Here is a 14,958-nt window from a genome sequence, read left to right as displayed (position 1 = left end):
ATGCCGTGCAGTGTACTGAAAAGAAATGCCCATCCCGCTGGATAACAAAATCGTAATTTTGCAGCAATCCCCCTGATAACTCCGGTTGCATACAGTCCCCTCAGCCAACTTCAGCGCCCTGGTGCCTGTTTGTTTTTTGCTTTCGATGGGGTGAGTCATGCGACTGGAGAATAACGTGCGCGCTCAGCGTACAGATCGATTGGCAGGGAGTGCGCTATGAGAGTCGCCGCACTGTGCCTGGTGTTGTTACCGCTTGTTGCCCCTGGCATCGCCGCAGCCCAAGGCATCAGCCTGGCTCAGGCACTGGAGGCAGCCTTCGCCCGTAACCCGGAACTTGCTGCAGCCCAGTGGGAGATCGGCGTCGCCGAAGGCGATCGACAGCAGGCCGGGCTGATCCCCAACCCGACCGTGTCATGGGAAGTGGAAGACACCCGCCGCGAGACCAGCACCACCACCGTGATGCTCAGCCAGGCACTGGAACTGGGCGGCAAGCGCGGAGCACGCATCGAAGCCGCCAGCAAGGGCCAGGACGCCGCCCGGCTGGAGCTGGAGCGTCGCGGCAACGAACTGCGGGCCGAAGTGGTTCAGGCGTTCTACGCAGCGGCGCGGGCGCAGGCAGGTCTGGACCTGGCGCGCCAGTCCAGAACACTGGCCGAACGCGGCCTGCAGGTTGCCGAGGGGCGTGTTCGGGCAGGCAAGGTGTCACCGGTGGAAGCCACTCGCGCCCAGGTACAACTGGCCGAAACCGACCTGCTGGTACGCCGCGCCGAGACCTTGAAAATCAGCAGTAACCGGGAACTGGCGCGCGCCACCGGTTCGCCGGTCGCCTCTTTCGAACGTCTGGACTACAGCGACCTGTCGCCAGGCAAGCTGCCACCGGGCGCAAAGCTACTGACCGCCCTCAATCAGTCCGCCGAGCTGCGCCTGGCGCAGACCCAGATCGAGCAGCGCGAAGCCGCGCTGGGGTCGGAGCGCGCCAAGCGCATCCCGGACCTGACCGTCAGCGTTGGCAGCCAGTACAGCCGCGAAGAGCGCGAGCGGGTCAACGTCGTGGGCCTGTCGATGCCGCTCCCGCTATTCGACCGGAACCAAGGCAACGTGCTCGCGGCATCACGCCGTGCCGATCAGTCGCGCGACCTGCGTAACGCCGTCGAACTGAAGCTGCGCACCCAGACGCAGTCCGCCCTCGATCAATGGAACACCGCCGCGCAGGAAGTCGAGTCCTTCGACCGCGTGATCCTGCCCGCCGCGCAACGTGCCGTCGACACGGCAACGCGCGGTTTCGAGATGGGCAAGTTCGGCTTTCTCGAAGTGCTGGACGCGCAACGAACGCTGATCTCGGCGCGCAGCCAATACCTCGAATCGCTGGCCACAGCTACCGAGGCCAGAGTCGCCATCGAGCGAATCCACGGTGATCTCAACCGTTTCAGCCTCAACCCCTGACTTTCCTTTTCCGCCTGTATCGAGCGTATCCAAAAGTGCTGCACGCACCTGATCGCCGGGAGCCTTCATGAACAACAAACGAAGCATTGCCATCGCGCTGGCGGTGGTGGTCATCATTGGTCTGGGCAGTCTGACCCTGAACCCGCAGAGGCTGCCGTTCGCAGCCGGACCAGAACCGTCAGCCGATGAGCACGCGCATGAATCCGGGCAGGGCCATGCTGAAGAGCCAGGCCACGCCGACGAGGCGAAAAAACCGGACGCCGCAGCCTCGGAAGCTTCTCACGAAGAGGAAGAGGGACACATCGAGCTGACTGCCGAGCAGATCAAGGCGGCAGGCATCGAGCTGGCCACCGCAGAACCCCGGCAGATGAGCACGACCGTGACCTTCCCCGGTGAAATCCGCTTCGATGAAGACCGCACTGCGCATGTCGTGCCGCGGGTCAGCGGCGTGGTCGAAGCGGTGAAGGTCGATCTGGGTCAATCGGTGAAGAAGGGCCAGGTGCTGGCGGTGATTGCCAGCCAGCAGATTTCCGATCAACGCAGCGAATTGAACGCTGCACAACGACGTCAGGAACTGGCGCGCCTGACCTTGCAACGCGAAAAGAAGCTCTGGGAAGACAGAATCTCGGCCGAGCAGGATTACTTGCAGGCCCGTCAGGACTTTCAGGAAGCCGACATCAACCTGGCCAACGCGCGGCAGAAGATCAGCGCCATCGGTGCCAGCCTGAACCCATCCGCGGGCAATCGCTACGAATTGATCGCGCCATTTGACGCCATAGTCGTGGAGAAACACCTCGGCATCGGCGAGATGGTCAGCGAAGCGAGCAATGCCTTCACGCTGTCCGACCTGTCGCGTGTCTGGGCCACCTTCGGCGTAGCGCCCAGGGATCTGGACAAGGTGGTGGTCGGTCGTCCGGTCATCGTCAGTGCGCCCGACCTGAATGCCCGGGTCGAAGGACGAGTCGGCTACGTCGGCAGCCTGCTGGGCGAGCAGACCCGCGCTGCGGCCGTGCGCGTGACACTGGCCAACCCGCAGGGCGCGTGGCGTCCCGGCCTGTTCGTTTCGGTGGAAGTGGCCGCCGAGCAGGCCAGTGTGGCGGTCAGTCTTCCCGAAACGGCGATCCAGTCGGTCGAGGACAAACCCTCGGTCTTCGTGCGCAACGCTGAAGGGTTTCAACTGACGCCGGTGACACTTGGCCGCCGCGATGGTGGCCACGTGGAAATCGTCAAGGGCCTGGCGGCCGGCACACAAGTGGCCACCGCCGGCAGTTTCATCCTCAAGTCGGAGCTGGGCAAAGGCTCCGCCGAGCACGCCCATTGATCTGCGTCACACGAGTACACCTCCATGTTTGAACGGTTGATTCAATTCGCGATTGAACAGCGCATCGTCGTGATGCTTGCTGTGCTGCTCATGGCTGGGCTGGGCATCGCCAGTTACCAGAAACTGCCCATCGATGCGGTCCCCGACATCACCAACGTACAGGTGCAGATCAACACCTCTGCGCCCGGCTTCTCGCCGCTGGAAACCGAGCAGCGCATCACCTTCGCCATCGAGACCAACATGGCGGGCCTGCCCGGCCTGCAACAGACGCGCTCGCTGTCGCGCTCGGGCCTGTCGCAGGTCACGGTGATTTTCGAAGACGGCACTGACCTGTTCTTTGCCAGGCAGTTGGTGGGCGAGCGTCTGCAGATTGCCAAGGACCAGTTGCCGGAAGGCGTCGATGCGATGATGGGGCCGATCTCCACCGGCCTCGGCGAGATCTTCCTGTGGACAGTCGAAGCCCGCGAGGGCGCGCTGAAGGAGGACGGCACGCCGTACACGCCGACCGACCTGCGGGTGATTCAGGACTGGATCATCAAGCCGCAATTACGCAACGTACTGGGCGTGGCCGAGATCAACACCATCGGCGGTTTCGCCAGGCAGTACCAGATCGCGCCTGATCCGAAAAAACTAGCCGCTTACAAGCTGACGCTGAACGATCTGGTGGCAGCGCTGGAGCGCAACAACGCCAACGTCGGCGCAGGCTATATAGAACGCGGCGGCGAGCAATTACTGATTCGCGCACCGGGTCAACTGGGCACCGTGGATGACATCGCCAACATCGTCATTGCCAACGTGCAGGGCACGCCGATCAGAATCAGCAGCGTGGCCGAGGTCGGCATCGGCAAGGAAATGCGCTCCGGCGCAGCCACCGAAAATGGCCGCGAAGTGGTGCTCGGCACCGTGTTCATGCTGATCGGTGAAAACAGCCGGACGGTATCGCAGGCCGTGGCCGCCAAGCTCGCCGACATCAATCGCACACTGCCCGAAGGCGTCGAAGCGGTAACGGTTTACGACCGCACCAACCTGGTCGAAAAAGCCATCGCAACAGTGAAAAAGAACCTGATCGAAGGCGCGATTCTGGTCATCGTGATTCTGTTTCTGTTCCTCGGCAACATCCGTGCTGCGCTGATCACCGCCATGGTGATTCCGCTGGCCATGCTGTTCACCTTCACCGGCATGTTCACCAACAAGGTCAGCGCCAACCTGATGAGCCTGGGTGCGCTGGACTTCGGCATCATTGTCGATGGTGCGGTGGTGATCGTCGAAAACGCCATCCGCAGGCTGGCGCATGCCCAGCAAAAGCACCGTCGCATGCTGACCCGCAGCGAGCGTTTCCATGAGGTTTTCGCCGCCGCCAGAGAAGCGCGTCGGCCGCTGATTTTCGGTCAGTTGATCATCATGGTCGTGTACCTGCCGATCTTCGCCCTCACCGGTGTGGAAGGCAAAATGTTCCACCCGATGGCGTTCACTGTGGTCATCGCCCTGCTCGGTGCCATGATCCTCTCGGTGACCTTCGTGCCTGCCGCCATCGCCATGTTCGTCACCGGCAAGGTCAATGAAGAAGAAGGCCTGGTGATGCGCACCGCTCGCCAGCGCTACGCGCCGATACTGAGCTGGGTACTGGGGCATCGCTCAATAGCGTTCGGCATGGCCTTGGTGCTGATCGTGTTGTCCGGCTTCACCGCCAGCCGCATGGGCAGCGAGTTCATCCCCAGCCTGAGCGAAGGCGACTTCGCCTTGCAGGCGCTGCGTGTGCCCGGCACCAGCCTGACCCAGTCGGTGGACATGCAGCAGCGTCTGGAAAAAGCCATCATCGACAAGGTCCCGGAAGTGCAGCGCGTGTTCGCACGCACCGGCACCGCCGAGATCGCCGCCGACCCGATGCCGCCCAACATCTCTGACAGCTACGTGATGCTCAAGCCGCAACGTGAATGGCCGGACCCGGACAAGCCCCGCGAGGCACTGATAGCCGACCTGCAAAAGGCCGCCGCCAGTGTGCCGGGCAGCAACTACGAACTGTCACAGCCTATCCAGTTGCGTTTCAACGAACTGGTTTCGGGGGTGCGTAGCGATGTCGCGGTAAAGGTCTTCGGCGACGACATGAACGTGCTGAACCAGACCGCCGCAAAAATCGCCGCCACCCTGCAAAAAGTGCCGGGTGCTTCGGAAGTCAAAGTCGAGCAGACCACCGGGCTGCCGGTGTTGACCATCAACATCGACCGCGACAAGGCCGCGCGTTATGGCCTCAACGTGGCCGACGTGCAGGACGCCATCGCCATTGCGCTGGGCGGTCGTCAGGCGGGCACGCTGTATGAGGGCGACCGCCGCTTCGACATGGTGGTACGCCTCTCCGAGCAACTGCGAACCGATGTGGACGGGCTTTCCAGCCTGCTCATTCCGGTGCCTGCAGTTACTGGCAGCAGTGCGGGTAACCAGCAGATCAGCTTTATCTCCCTGTCTCAGGTCGCCAGCCTCGACCTGGTGCTCGGGCCGAACCAGATCAGCCGCGAGAACGGCAAACGTGTGGTCATCGTCAGCGCCAACGTGCGCGGCCGCGACCTCGGCTCGTTTGTCGAAGAAGCGGGCACCACCATCGACAACGGCGTGCAGATCCCGGCCGGCTACTGGACCAGTTGGGGCGGGCAGTTCGAACAACTGCAATCGGCCGCCAAACGCCTGCAGATCGTCGTGCCGGTGGCGCTGCTGCTGGTACTGGCGCTGCTGTTCATGATGTTCAACAACCTCAAGGACGGCCTTCTGGTGTTCACCGGCATCCCGTTCGCCCTCACCGGCGGCGTCATGGCCCTTTGGCTGCGCGACATTCCGCTGTCGATCTCCGCAGGCGTGGGCTTCATCGCCCTGTCGGGTGTGGCGGTGCTGAACGGCCTGGTGATGATCGCCTTCATCCGCAGCCTGCGCGAACAAGGCCACTCGCTGCACAACGCCATCAACGAAGGTGCCCTCACCCGCCTGCGCCCAGTGCTGATGACCGCACTGGTCGCCTCCCTTGGCTTCATCCCCATGGCACTCGCCACCGGGACTGGCGCCGAAGTGCAGCGACCACTGGCGACGGTGGTGATTGGCGGGATTCTGTCGTCGACAGCGCTGACGTTGCTGGTGTTGCCGGCGTTGTATCAGTGGGCGCATCGGCGGGAGGATGAGGAGGAACTCAAGTCGCTTAAATAGGGTTTCAAACAACTATTTAAACCCCGGAAGGCTCAGGGCAGAGCCCTCTGGAGCTTTGCACGGCCCACACTGAACTTTCATTTGGGAAAAGGTCAAACGATTCAGCCTTCGACAGTAGACTGTGTCCGTAGTCTTCTTCACACGGGACTTTCAGACACTTCCGGGCCAGCGGGTAACCGCTGGAGATACAAACCACCCGTGCAAGTACTTATCGTCAACTTGCAAATGGCAGCCACTGGGGCCGCCCTGCATAAGGACATGTAGATGTTGACGAACAAGGTTCCGGCCATATGACGCGCACCAGTCTCTACGACCGCATCTCCGAGCGCCGACTGGCTGACGAAGCCCTGGCGCGTGAGGCAGCCGAACATGCTGCCGCGCAGCAGGCACTTGAACGTGTCGAAGCGCTCACCCCGGTTCCAAGGCCGTTGCTCGACGCGCCCTGCAGTTTCAATTTCGGCGGGTTCCACTTCGGCTTTCCGGAAGGTTTCCAGTGCAACGCGATTGAAGCCACCGTTCAAGTGGGCGGAGAGCCTGTCGTCGTCTCCATTCAGCGTCGCGATGTGCCTGAAGAGGCAACGCTTGCCGAAGCGTTCGCCGAAGCCGTCAAGGCGCTGCAGCCACTGCATGGCGAAGTCCAGGTCATTCGCCACTACGAAACGCTGTTGGCGGGCAATGCAGCGCTGGCGCTGGATTTTCATTTTCGCGCAGGCCTTGAAGAGCGGCATGGACGCCTGATCGGTTCCATCGTGCCGTGTGCCGATCACAACGAACGCCAATGGCTGAGCGTGGGCTGCGTGATTGACTCCGAAAAGCCCGCGCTGAAAACCTGGTTGCTGGATTTTGACAGCATGCTTGAAGGCCTGACCGCCCCCTGAACTCTATTTCATCGCTGACAGGACACGCTTTAATGGACTATCCGTTGCAGAATATCAGCGTCACGCCAGGTGATCGCACCTCAACTACTCGCAGCCCGCAGGAGTAACGGCGATGTTCGAGGCAGCGCGGTTACTGGATGAGATCGAACACACCGGTGCAATGGCGGGCTTTGTGCTCGGAGCGATCGTGGGCATCGCGGCAGTGGCGTATGTCTCGCTCACCTTCGCCACGTGCGGGTTCGGCGGTTTTTTACTGGCCATGGCAGTCGGCCTGGCCGGTAATGCCATCGCCAGTATCGGGGAAAGTATCGGCAGCGCCTTCAGCTCTCCCGCGGGGCAGATCGAATCTGCCTCGCCCAACGTGTTCATCAATGGCCGCCCTGCTGCCTTTGCCATCGAAAGCACCGCCGTGTGTGACAAGCACTCGCCGATCGTCAAGGTGGCCGAAGGCTCCAGCAACGTCTTCATCAACGGCCAGCCCGCTGCGCGCAAGGGCGACAAGCTGACCTGCGGCGCGAAGATAGGCACCGGCTCGCCCAACGTCTTCATCGGCGGCGGTACCCAACGCTACCTGCCGGTGGACGACGAAGTCTCGGCGATGGCCCGCTACACCGTGGACATTCTGTTGGTCGTGGCCGGCGGCGCCAAGGCCGTGCTCAGCATTGCCAAGCTGGGCATGCAGGCCGGTCTGAAAGCGGCAGGCCCTTGCGCGCTGCAGTTCATGGGCGGTGTCTTTCTCGGGGACGCCATTTTTCGCTTCGGCGTCGCCCCCGTGGCCGAAAAAGTGCTGGGCGGCCTGCACGGCAACCCGGTCGACACCACCACCGGACGCAAACTGCTGATCGACGAGTCCGATTTCAGCCTGCCCGGCCTGATGCCGATCGAGTGGACACGCTTCTACGCCAGCGACCTTGATGTCGACAGCGCGCTGGGCAAGGGCTGGGTGCTGCCCTGGGAACAAAGCCTGCGACGCAAGGGCAGCTTTCTGTACCTCAGCGACAATCAGGGCCGCAGCGTGCCCTTCGTGACACTGGACTACAACCAGCGCATCTACAACGCACAGGAACAGCTGTACCTGGTGCGTACCGAGGGTGGTCATTACCTGCTGCAAACACTGGATAACGTCTTTTACTACTTCGGTGAAGTACCCGACGACAACCAGCCAGTTCCCCTGCAACGCGTCGAAAACGCCCTCGGTCATTTTCTGCATTTCGTACGCAGCGAAGACGGCGTTCTGACCGACATTTGCTCCACCGGCGGGCATCGCGTGCACCTGCACTACGACGAGGTGACCAACCGCCTGAGCACCGTCAAGCGAATCGTCGGCGACCAGGCCGTCGAGACACTGGTGCGCTATGGCTACGACAACAATGGCCAGTTGAACAGTGTGTACAACCGCAATGGCGACTCGGTGCGCAACTTCAGCTACACCGACGGCCTGATGACCCGCCACGCCAATGCGCTGGGGCTCAGTTGCGAATACCGCTGGGAAGTTCTCGACGGCAAGCCGCGCGTGGTCGAGCACTGGACCAGCGACGGCGAGCACTTTCATTTCGATTATGATTTCGAGGCGCGCCAGACGCGCGTAACCGATGTGCTGGGGCGTCGCGCCGAGGTGACCTACAACAAGGACCGTCGCGTCATCGCCAGCACTGATTTCGGCGGTGAGCAGTACCGTATCGCGCTGGACAACACTGGCAATATCACCGGTCTGACGCTGCCTGACGGCAATCAACTGAGCTTCGAATACGACGATCTGTCACGTCTGACCGCAGAAACCGACCCGCTGGGCCGAACCACCCGTTATCAGCATCACTACAAGACCACACTGGTCAAACAGATCGCTTACCCTGACGGCGCCATCTGGACGGCCCGCTACGATTCGAAAGGCAATCTGGTTGCCGAGATCGACGCGCTGGGTCAAAAGACCGAATACCTCAACAGCGAAGATGGCCTGCCACACACCATCATCGATGCGACCTACAAATCCAAATACCTTTGGTGGAACAACCTGGCGCAGGTCGAGCGCTTTCAGGACTGCTCGGGCAAGAGCACCTGGTACCGTTACGACGAGCGCGATCAACTGGTCGCCGTCACTGATGCCCTGAACAACACCACCACACTGGAACGCAAACCCGGCGGCGAAGTGCTGAGCATCAACCATCCGGACGGCACCCGCGAGAGCTTCACCTACAACGCCCACGGCCAGGTGCTCACGCACACCAACGGCAAGGACCAGACCACGCATCTGGCACGCAACGCCCGTGGCCTGCCGATCAGACGCCAGGACCCCAAGGGTTTTATCGTAGGCTACCAGTACGACAAAGCCCTGCGCCTTGCCGCGCTAATCAATGAAAACGACGCCACCTACACGTTCGCCTACGACGACTCCGACCGGCTGATCGAAGAAAAGCGAATCGACCAACTGACCCGCCGTTTCAGCTACAACCTCGGCGGAAACCTGACTCAGGTCGAGGAAATCGGCTACAGCGAGAAAGGTGAACGACCACAGCGCTGTACGCATTTCGAGCGCGACCCGATTGGCCGCTTGCTGGCCAGACTCAACGACGACGCCCGTCAGGATTTCACCTACGACGACAGCGACCGCCTGCTGTCCATTCAGCGCACGCCCACTGACGGCGGCAGAAAGATCGGTGTCACGGCTGAAAAACTGGAATTCGCTTACGACATTCTGGGCCGCGTGACACAGGAATCGTCGCCCCAGGGCGCGCTGGCCTACGACTACGATCCGCTCAGCAACCTGACCACACTGACCCTTCCCACTGGCCAGCACCTGAATCACCTGTACTACGGCAGCGGTCACCTGCATCAACTGAACCTCGATGGCCAACTGATCAGCGACATGGAGCGCGACGACCTGCACCGCGAGATCTATCGCACGCAGGGCAAACTCACCAGTTGCTTCGGCTATGACGCACTGGGGCGCAAGGCCTGGCAGTACGCAACCACACTGCCCGCTGAAAAACTGTCACAGATCCAGAACCCGCTCATAAAGCCAGAACGCTACATCGAGCACGCCTACAACCCGCTCCACCGCCGTTACGAATACGACCCGGCCGGCGAACTGAGCCGCACCCTCGACAAACTGCGTGGCGAAGTCACCTACGAATACGAAGCCAACGGTCGCCTGCTTGAACACAACCCCGAAAAACGCTTCGACGGCGAAGAATTCCGCTACGACGCTGCCGGCAACCGCCTGAACTTCAACACCAGCCGCTTCGACCGCGTCAAAGACAACCGCCTCAAAAAGTGGAGCAACCACGAATACAAGTACGACGCGTGGGGCAACCTGGTCGAGAAAATCGTCGGCATCGTGCGTTGGCAGACCTTCACCTACGACTGCGAAAACCGCCTGGTCAAAACCGAGACCATGGCCAACAGTCAGGTGGAAAGCACCAGCAACTACCAGTACGACAGCTTGGGCAGGCGCGTTGGCAAACAGTGGGAGATCAAGGGTAAGACCGACCAGAAGCGCTTTCTCTGGCAGGGATTGCGGCTGTTGCGTGAAGAAAGTCCTGGGCAGAGCAGCCTGTACCTCTACGAACCCGGCAGCTATGCGCCTTTGGCCCGTGTTGATGAGAAAGAGGGCGAGGTAGAGAACAAGGTCTACTACTTCCACACCGATCAGATTGGTACGCCACTGGAGATGACCGACGCCGAAGGGCAGATCGTCTGGCAGGCCAAGTATCGGCCGTGGGGGGCGATTGAGAAGCTGGTGGTGAACGAGGTCGAGCAGAACCTGAGGTTTCAGGGTCAGTATTTCGATGTGGAGACGGGGCTTCACTACAACACGTTTCGGTATTACGATCCTGAGATCGGGCGGTTTATAACGCAGGATCCGATTTGGTTGAGTGGGGGTCTGAATCTTTATAGCTATGCCCCAAGCTCTACCAGCTGGGTCGATCCCTTTGGTTTGAGCTGTGAAAGTCTCAAAGGAAAATACTCTTCAGTCGAAAAGGCAAATTTGCCTAGCTGGGTTGCAGAATCGTTTACAAATGGTAAATATAAGACTGTAGTCACTACACAAGATATCTATGTGTACCGTGTATTTGGTGGAAATGCAAAAGCAAGCGGAGGCTTTGTTTCCACATCTCCGGCATCAAGCCGAATACAGGCAAAGCTGGACGCTGCGTTATTACCAGAATGGAAAAATACGCGACAGTTCGAGGCAAAAATACTGATACCTAAAGGCACAATTTTAAATATCGGCTCAGTAGCGCCGCAAGTAACGAAGTCAGGCACGATATTTAAAGGTGGGGCTGATCAAATTCTGATGCCACAAAACTGGCCAGAATCTTGGATCGTGGGTATTAAAACAATTAGAACTCCCTAGGAGGGAAGAAATGAGCAAGAACGAGCTAGAGCCATTAATAAAAAGCATATTGGTCGACTTGAGAAATGTCGAACTGATGCGCGGAGAATCTTATCTGCACGCAATAATAAGAAGCTATGAGAACACTCTAAGAGATCTATTAAAGGATTGCTTAACAGAGAACCTAATTAAAAGCTCACCAAGAGAATACCTAGAAATCTACAGCGATTATGAAAACCCTCTAGTTGAGCAAATGGACTTTGCTCAAAAACAACTACAAAAATATATCAACCATCACATTTAATTTTTCCAGCTTGAATAACTCTGTTACCTGTAATCACCTACAAGAGAAATGCTGACCACTAACTTATCAATGCGATACTGCCTGAGGCAGGTAAGGAAATATACTGGTGAACGAGGTCGAGCAGAACCTGAGGTTTCAGGGGCAGTATATGGAAATGTTGGTTACATAAGAGTAGCCCATTCGGTATGTTTTCTAACGCATGTAAATGTGCACCCAAGCTTTGAAAAAATTGGCCACAGGAGCTTTTTGCGGCTAGGATTAGAGAGCAAGTAGATTACTACTTAAAGCAAATCAATCGTGAAATTAAGGCATTCAATCCAAATGAACGCTAAAGACATCATAGAAAAAGTCGACTTCAAATCGTACGTTTCTTCGAATCTATGCGATCCCATCACACGCGAATTAATCAGCAAATCAAAGATATCTGATATTTCCTTTCTGCTAGCTCCAGAAGTATCTGTCTATGATGATCAAAACAAAAACACGCTAAAATCAATTATAGAATTCAGAGCCAACAACCTGGCAGCCCAAGGGCGCCAGCTTAATGGCGCAGACCTATGTGCAGCATCGCTTGAAAGTTCAAAGGATGAGGCGTTGCGAAGCTGGGTCCCCTTGAAAGTAGAAAATCATCTCGTAATTTTTATAATAAACTCTGAAAGCTTTGAAATTGACGGCTGCATGTCATTACGATAGAAACCGGCCTCAACAACTAAAACTTATAACGGAACTTAAACATCAGGATACTCACAACAACCAAAACATCAAGCTTTTCAAATGCGGGCTTCATCATTTGCAAAAACATTAGCCAAGGATGGGCGACATAATTCCGCAGCGCATGCCCTTCCTATATAGCGTATAAGATCGGGACTGTGAAAATATTCACGCCTCATCAAAAAAAGCGCCCCAAAGGACGCCTCACTCAATCACCCCCCTCAAAGCACACTCAACGGATACTCCACAATCACCCTCACCTCATCCAGGTCCGATTCAAACGCCGTGGCCCGAGTCGTTGCCTGACGCACGCGCAGCGACAGGTCTTTGAGTGATCCGGTCTGCACGATGTATTTCGCTTCGATATCGCGCTCCCAGCGTTTCTGATCGGTCAGCGGGTTGCCTTGTGCGTCGCGGCGCATGTAGGTGCTGTTGGCGTTGGAGTAGTCGGCGTCGGTGCCTTTGCCGTAGCGGGTCATGAATGACAGGCCGGGTACGCCGAAGGTGGACATGTCGAGGTTGTAGGTGACCATCCACGAGCGCTCCTTGGGTGAGTTGAAGTCGCTGTACTGGATGGAGTTGGCCAGGTAGATGGAGTCGGACTGCCTGAGGTAGTCGAAATCGTCATCACCTTCGTTGCGCTGGTGCGAAAGCGACAGGGTGTGTGCGCCGTATTGGAGGGCGACTTTTGCACTCCAGATGTCGTTGTCGAATTCGCCGAGCAGCTTTTTGCCTTCGTCGGTGGCGTTGTAGTAGTTCAGGCTGCTGGTCAGCGACAGGTCGTCAGAGAGCGGCAGTACGTAGGACGCTGAAGCGTATTTCTGATCCCAGGCGTCTTTGAGTCGGCTGGTGTAGAGGCCAAGGCTCAGCCTGTCGGTGGCCTGATAGTCACCGCCGAAGTAGGCAACCCATGGAGAGTCCACGGCACCGCCGTAGAAGGTGACGAAACCGTCGCGCAGGTTGCTGGAAACGGGCTGGCTCATGGCATGCAGGCGACCGCCTTGCAGGGTCAGGCCGCTGATGCTGTTGTTGACGGCGGTAACGCCGCGAAAGCTCTCGGGCAGCAGGCGGGAGTCGCCGAAGGCAACCACGGGGGTGGAGGGAAACACATCGCCCACGTTGACGACGGTGTCGAAGGCTCTGGCCTTCAGCGAGCCACCTACCTTGGTGTATTCGTCGCGGGCGCGGCCTTCCCCATCGACCGGCAGCACGTCGAATGCGCTGCGGCCGCCGTTGCGTCCGTCACCGGTGTCGAGCTTGATGCCGATCATGGCAAATGCATCGACCCCGACGCCGAAGGTGCCTTGAGTGAAACCTGACTGGAATCGCCCGATGATGCCTTGCGCCCACGCTTCGGAGTAACCATTGCCGGTAGGGCTGGATTCGCCGTTGCGGTGGTCGCGGTTCATGTAGAAGTTGCGGTTGAGTACCGTCAGCGTGCTGCCTTCGATGAAGCCTTCTTTCTGTTCTTCGGCGAATACCGCAGCCGGTGCGACACCGGCAAGGGTCGAGCACAGGGCCAGTGATAGTGTTTTAAGTTGAGTCATGTGCGCTCCGTCTAATCGGCAGATTGTTATAAACATGTCGACCTGGCTCTTTTTATAGGTACGAGAGCTGCCAGTGGGGCACCATCTTGAAGTGGCGAAGATAACGGCGGGGTGACAGCGGGATTACAAATATGAAAGGAAGTGCGCTGCAGCGTGTGTCTATTCAATAAAAATGACTCACGCTTTGACCAACACAAGCCAACATTCAAGATAGGACGCAGAGCGTCCAGAACGGCATTCCCTGGTTCAAGTGCACTCCTTCTGGCGGCTGTACCGGCCTTTTCGCGAGCAAGCTCGCTCCCACGGGCGCTGGAGCACGGGCGTGATAACGATTTGTGTAGATACGGGAATAAAAAAAGCGCCCCGAAGGACGCTTAAAGATTCGCCCCGACCAAAGGAGCAGGGAGCTGCTACAAAGGGCGAATGGGGGTGCAGCGGGTCGGGCATCAAAGGCATCAGCCTTCGGACTTGGTCGACCGCTCGGTCTTGGCGTTGTCGTCTGTATTGACGTAGCGCTCGGCTTTATTGCTGCTGTTCTGTTCCTTGAAGCGCAGTTCCTGTGCAAGACGCATCTTGTCAGCCGCTGTGCTTGCGTACTCGTTACCGTCGTCGGCAAAGGCTGCGCTGGCGGACAAGGCAGCTACTGCGAAGACCATCGATTTGACCAGTTTCATCATCGTTACCTTTATCGGTTGAATGTCGGACCTGCGCAGCGCTCGGCGCTCGTCAGGGATGAAACAAGCTTACGGAGGGGGAGCTAACAGGAAGGTGAGCGAACAATGACAATACTGTTAGGAAGCTGACATCTTCGAGATGACCGATTTGTAATGTTTCAGCAACCTTCCGGTTAGTGCGCATTGGTTAGGGTTAAGCCACATTCAAACGGAGACAAAAGAAAATGCGCACAGCCAAATCGTTGTTACTTGCTCTGGTCATCCTTTCGCCCATCAGTGCTTTCGCCTACACCTCTGATGAAGTCAAAGCCACTACGGTGATCAAGGAGCACCAGGCCAGCGTGCAGAAGTATGCCGCCATCCATAACAAGCCAATGCCGGAGATCAAGGAGTACACCTACGGCATGAAGCTGGACATTGCCAAGCTGGTCCGCAAATCCCCGGATCTGCAAACCTGTAGCGTGATGCCAAAGCTGATGACTTACGAAGACTCCAAAGGCAAGCTGAACACGGTTCAGTATCAGGTCCTCGGCGGATGCAGAAACAGCCAATGATTCT

At 58.2% G+C, this 14,958-nt stretch carries 10 protein-coding genes; 8 read left to right on the top strand and 2 right to left on the bottom strand.

All coding sequences use genetic code 11. From position 1 onward, the window contains the following. Positions 1-216: 216 nt before the first annotated feature. The 7 genes from ACW55A_RS15630 (at position 217) to ACW55A_RS15600 (ending at position 12,161) form a co-directional block, all read left to right on the top strand. Positions 217-1,443, top strand: coding sequence for a TolC family protein (locus tag ACW55A_RS15630; RefSeq protein ID WP_498811426.1), 1,227 nt, complete (start codon positions 217-219; stop codon positions 1,441-1,443). A gap of 67 nt (positions 1,444-1,510) precedes the next feature. Beyond that, positions 1,511-2,764, top strand: a complete 1,254-nt coding sequence (locus tag ACW55A_RS15625; RefSeq protein WP_455808592.1) for an efflux RND transporter periplasmic adaptor subunit — start codon at positions 1,511-1,513, stop codon at positions 2,762-2,764. 24 nt (positions 2,765-2,788) lie between these two features. Continuing rightward, positions 2,789-5,953: a CusA/CzcA family heavy metal efflux RND transporter gene (locus ACW55A_RS15620; RefSeq protein WP_498811425.1), complete on the top strand. Its 3,165-nt coding sequence runs from the start codon at positions 2,789-2,791 to the stop codon at positions 5,951-5,953. Between the two features lie 290 nt (positions 5,954-6,243). Next, positions 6,244-6,831 carry a hypothetical protein gene (locus ACW55A_RS15615; protein ID WP_455808590.1) on the top strand — a complete coding sequence of 196 codons (588 nt, stop codon included), beginning with the start codon at positions 6,244-6,246 and terminating at the stop codon, positions 6,829-6,831. Positions 6,832-6,943: 112 nt separating this feature from the next. Continuing rightward, complete coding sequence (locus ACW55A_RS15610; protein ID WP_498811424.1) at positions 6,944-11,185, top strand: RHS repeat-associated core domain-containing protein; 4,242 nt, start codon at positions 6,944-6,946, stop codon at positions 11,183-11,185. Positions 11,186-11,195: 10 nt separating this feature from the next. Further along, complete coding sequence (locus ACW55A_RS15605) at positions 11,196-11,468, top strand: hypothetical protein (protein WP_058409197.1); 273 nt, start codon at positions 11,196-11,198, stop codon at positions 11,466-11,468. A gap of 321 nt (positions 11,469-11,789) precedes the next feature. Then, entirely contained in the window at positions 11,790-12,161 is a 372-nt protein-coding gene (locus tag ACW55A_RS15600) for a hypothetical protein (protein WP_455808588.1), read from the top strand. A 239-nt stretch (positions 12,162-12,400) separates the two neighbouring features. On the opposite strand, the gene ACW55A_RS15595 is transcribed toward ACW55A_RS15600, so the two are convergent. After that, complete coding sequence (locus ACW55A_RS15595; protein WP_058397126.1) at positions 12,401-13,726, bottom strand: OprD family porin; 1,326 nt, start codon at positions 13,724-13,726, stop codon at positions 12,401-12,403. Positions 13,727-14,181: 455 nt separating this feature from the next. Continuing rightward, a complete protein-coding gene (locus tag ACW55A_RS15590; protein ID WP_498811423.1) occupies positions 14,182-14,400 on the bottom strand; it encodes a hypothetical protein in 219 nt (72 codons plus the stop codon). A gap of 224 nt (positions 14,401-14,624) precedes the next feature. On the opposite strand from ACW55A_RS15590, the gene ACW55A_RS15585 reads away from it, so the two are divergent. Then, positions 14,625-14,954: a DUF2790 domain-containing protein gene (locus tag ACW55A_RS15585; RefSeq protein WP_003372061.1), complete on the top strand. Its 330-nt coding sequence runs from the start codon at positions 14,625-14,627 to the stop codon at positions 14,952-14,954. The last annotated feature ends 4 nt before the right edge of the window (positions 14,955-14,958 follow it).

This window comes from Plantibacter cousiniae (nom. nud.) (genome assembly GCF_977070315.1).
Note: the sequence above shows the minus strand (reverse complement) of the source record. Positions and strands in the feature narration are given on the sequence as shown.

Coding starts and splice junctions, on each gene's coding strand:
- ACW55A_RS15630 (WP_498811426.1), top strand. CDS start 217: ATGAGAGTCGCCGCACTGTGCCTGGTGTTGTTACCGCTTGTTGCCCCT.
- ACW55A_RS15625 (WP_455808592.1), top strand. CDS start 1,511: ATGAACAACAAACGAAGCATTGCCATCGCGCTGGCGGTGGTGGTCATC.
- ACW55A_RS15620 (WP_498811425.1), top strand. CDS start 2,789: ATGTTTGAACGGTTGATTCAATTCGCGATTGAACAGCGCATCGTCGTG.
- ACW55A_RS15615 (WP_455808590.1), top strand. CDS start 6,244: ATGACGCGCACCAGTCTCTACGACCGCATCTCCGAGCGCCGACTGGCT.
- ACW55A_RS15610 (WP_498811424.1), top strand. CDS start 6,944: ATGTTCGAGGCAGCGCGGTTACTGGATGAGATCGAACACACCGGTGCA.
- ACW55A_RS15605 (WP_058409197.1), top strand. CDS start 11,196: ATGAGCAAGAACGAGCTAGAGCCATTAATAAAAAGCATATTGGTCGAC.
- ACW55A_RS15600 (WP_455808588.1), top strand. CDS start 11,790: ATGAACGCTAAAGACATCATAGAAAAAGTCGACTTCAAATCGTACGTT.
- ACW55A_RS15595 (WP_058397126.1), bottom strand. CDS start 13,726: ATGACTCAACTTAAAACACTATCACTGGCCCTGTGCTCGACCCTTGCC.
- ACW55A_RS15590 (WP_498811423.1), bottom strand. CDS start 14,400: ATGAAACTGGTCAAATCGATGGTCTTCGCAGTAGCTGCCTTGTCCGCC.
- ACW55A_RS15585 (WP_003372061.1), top strand. CDS start 14,625: ATGCGCACAGCCAAATCGTTGTTACTTGCTCTGGTCATCCTTTCGCCC.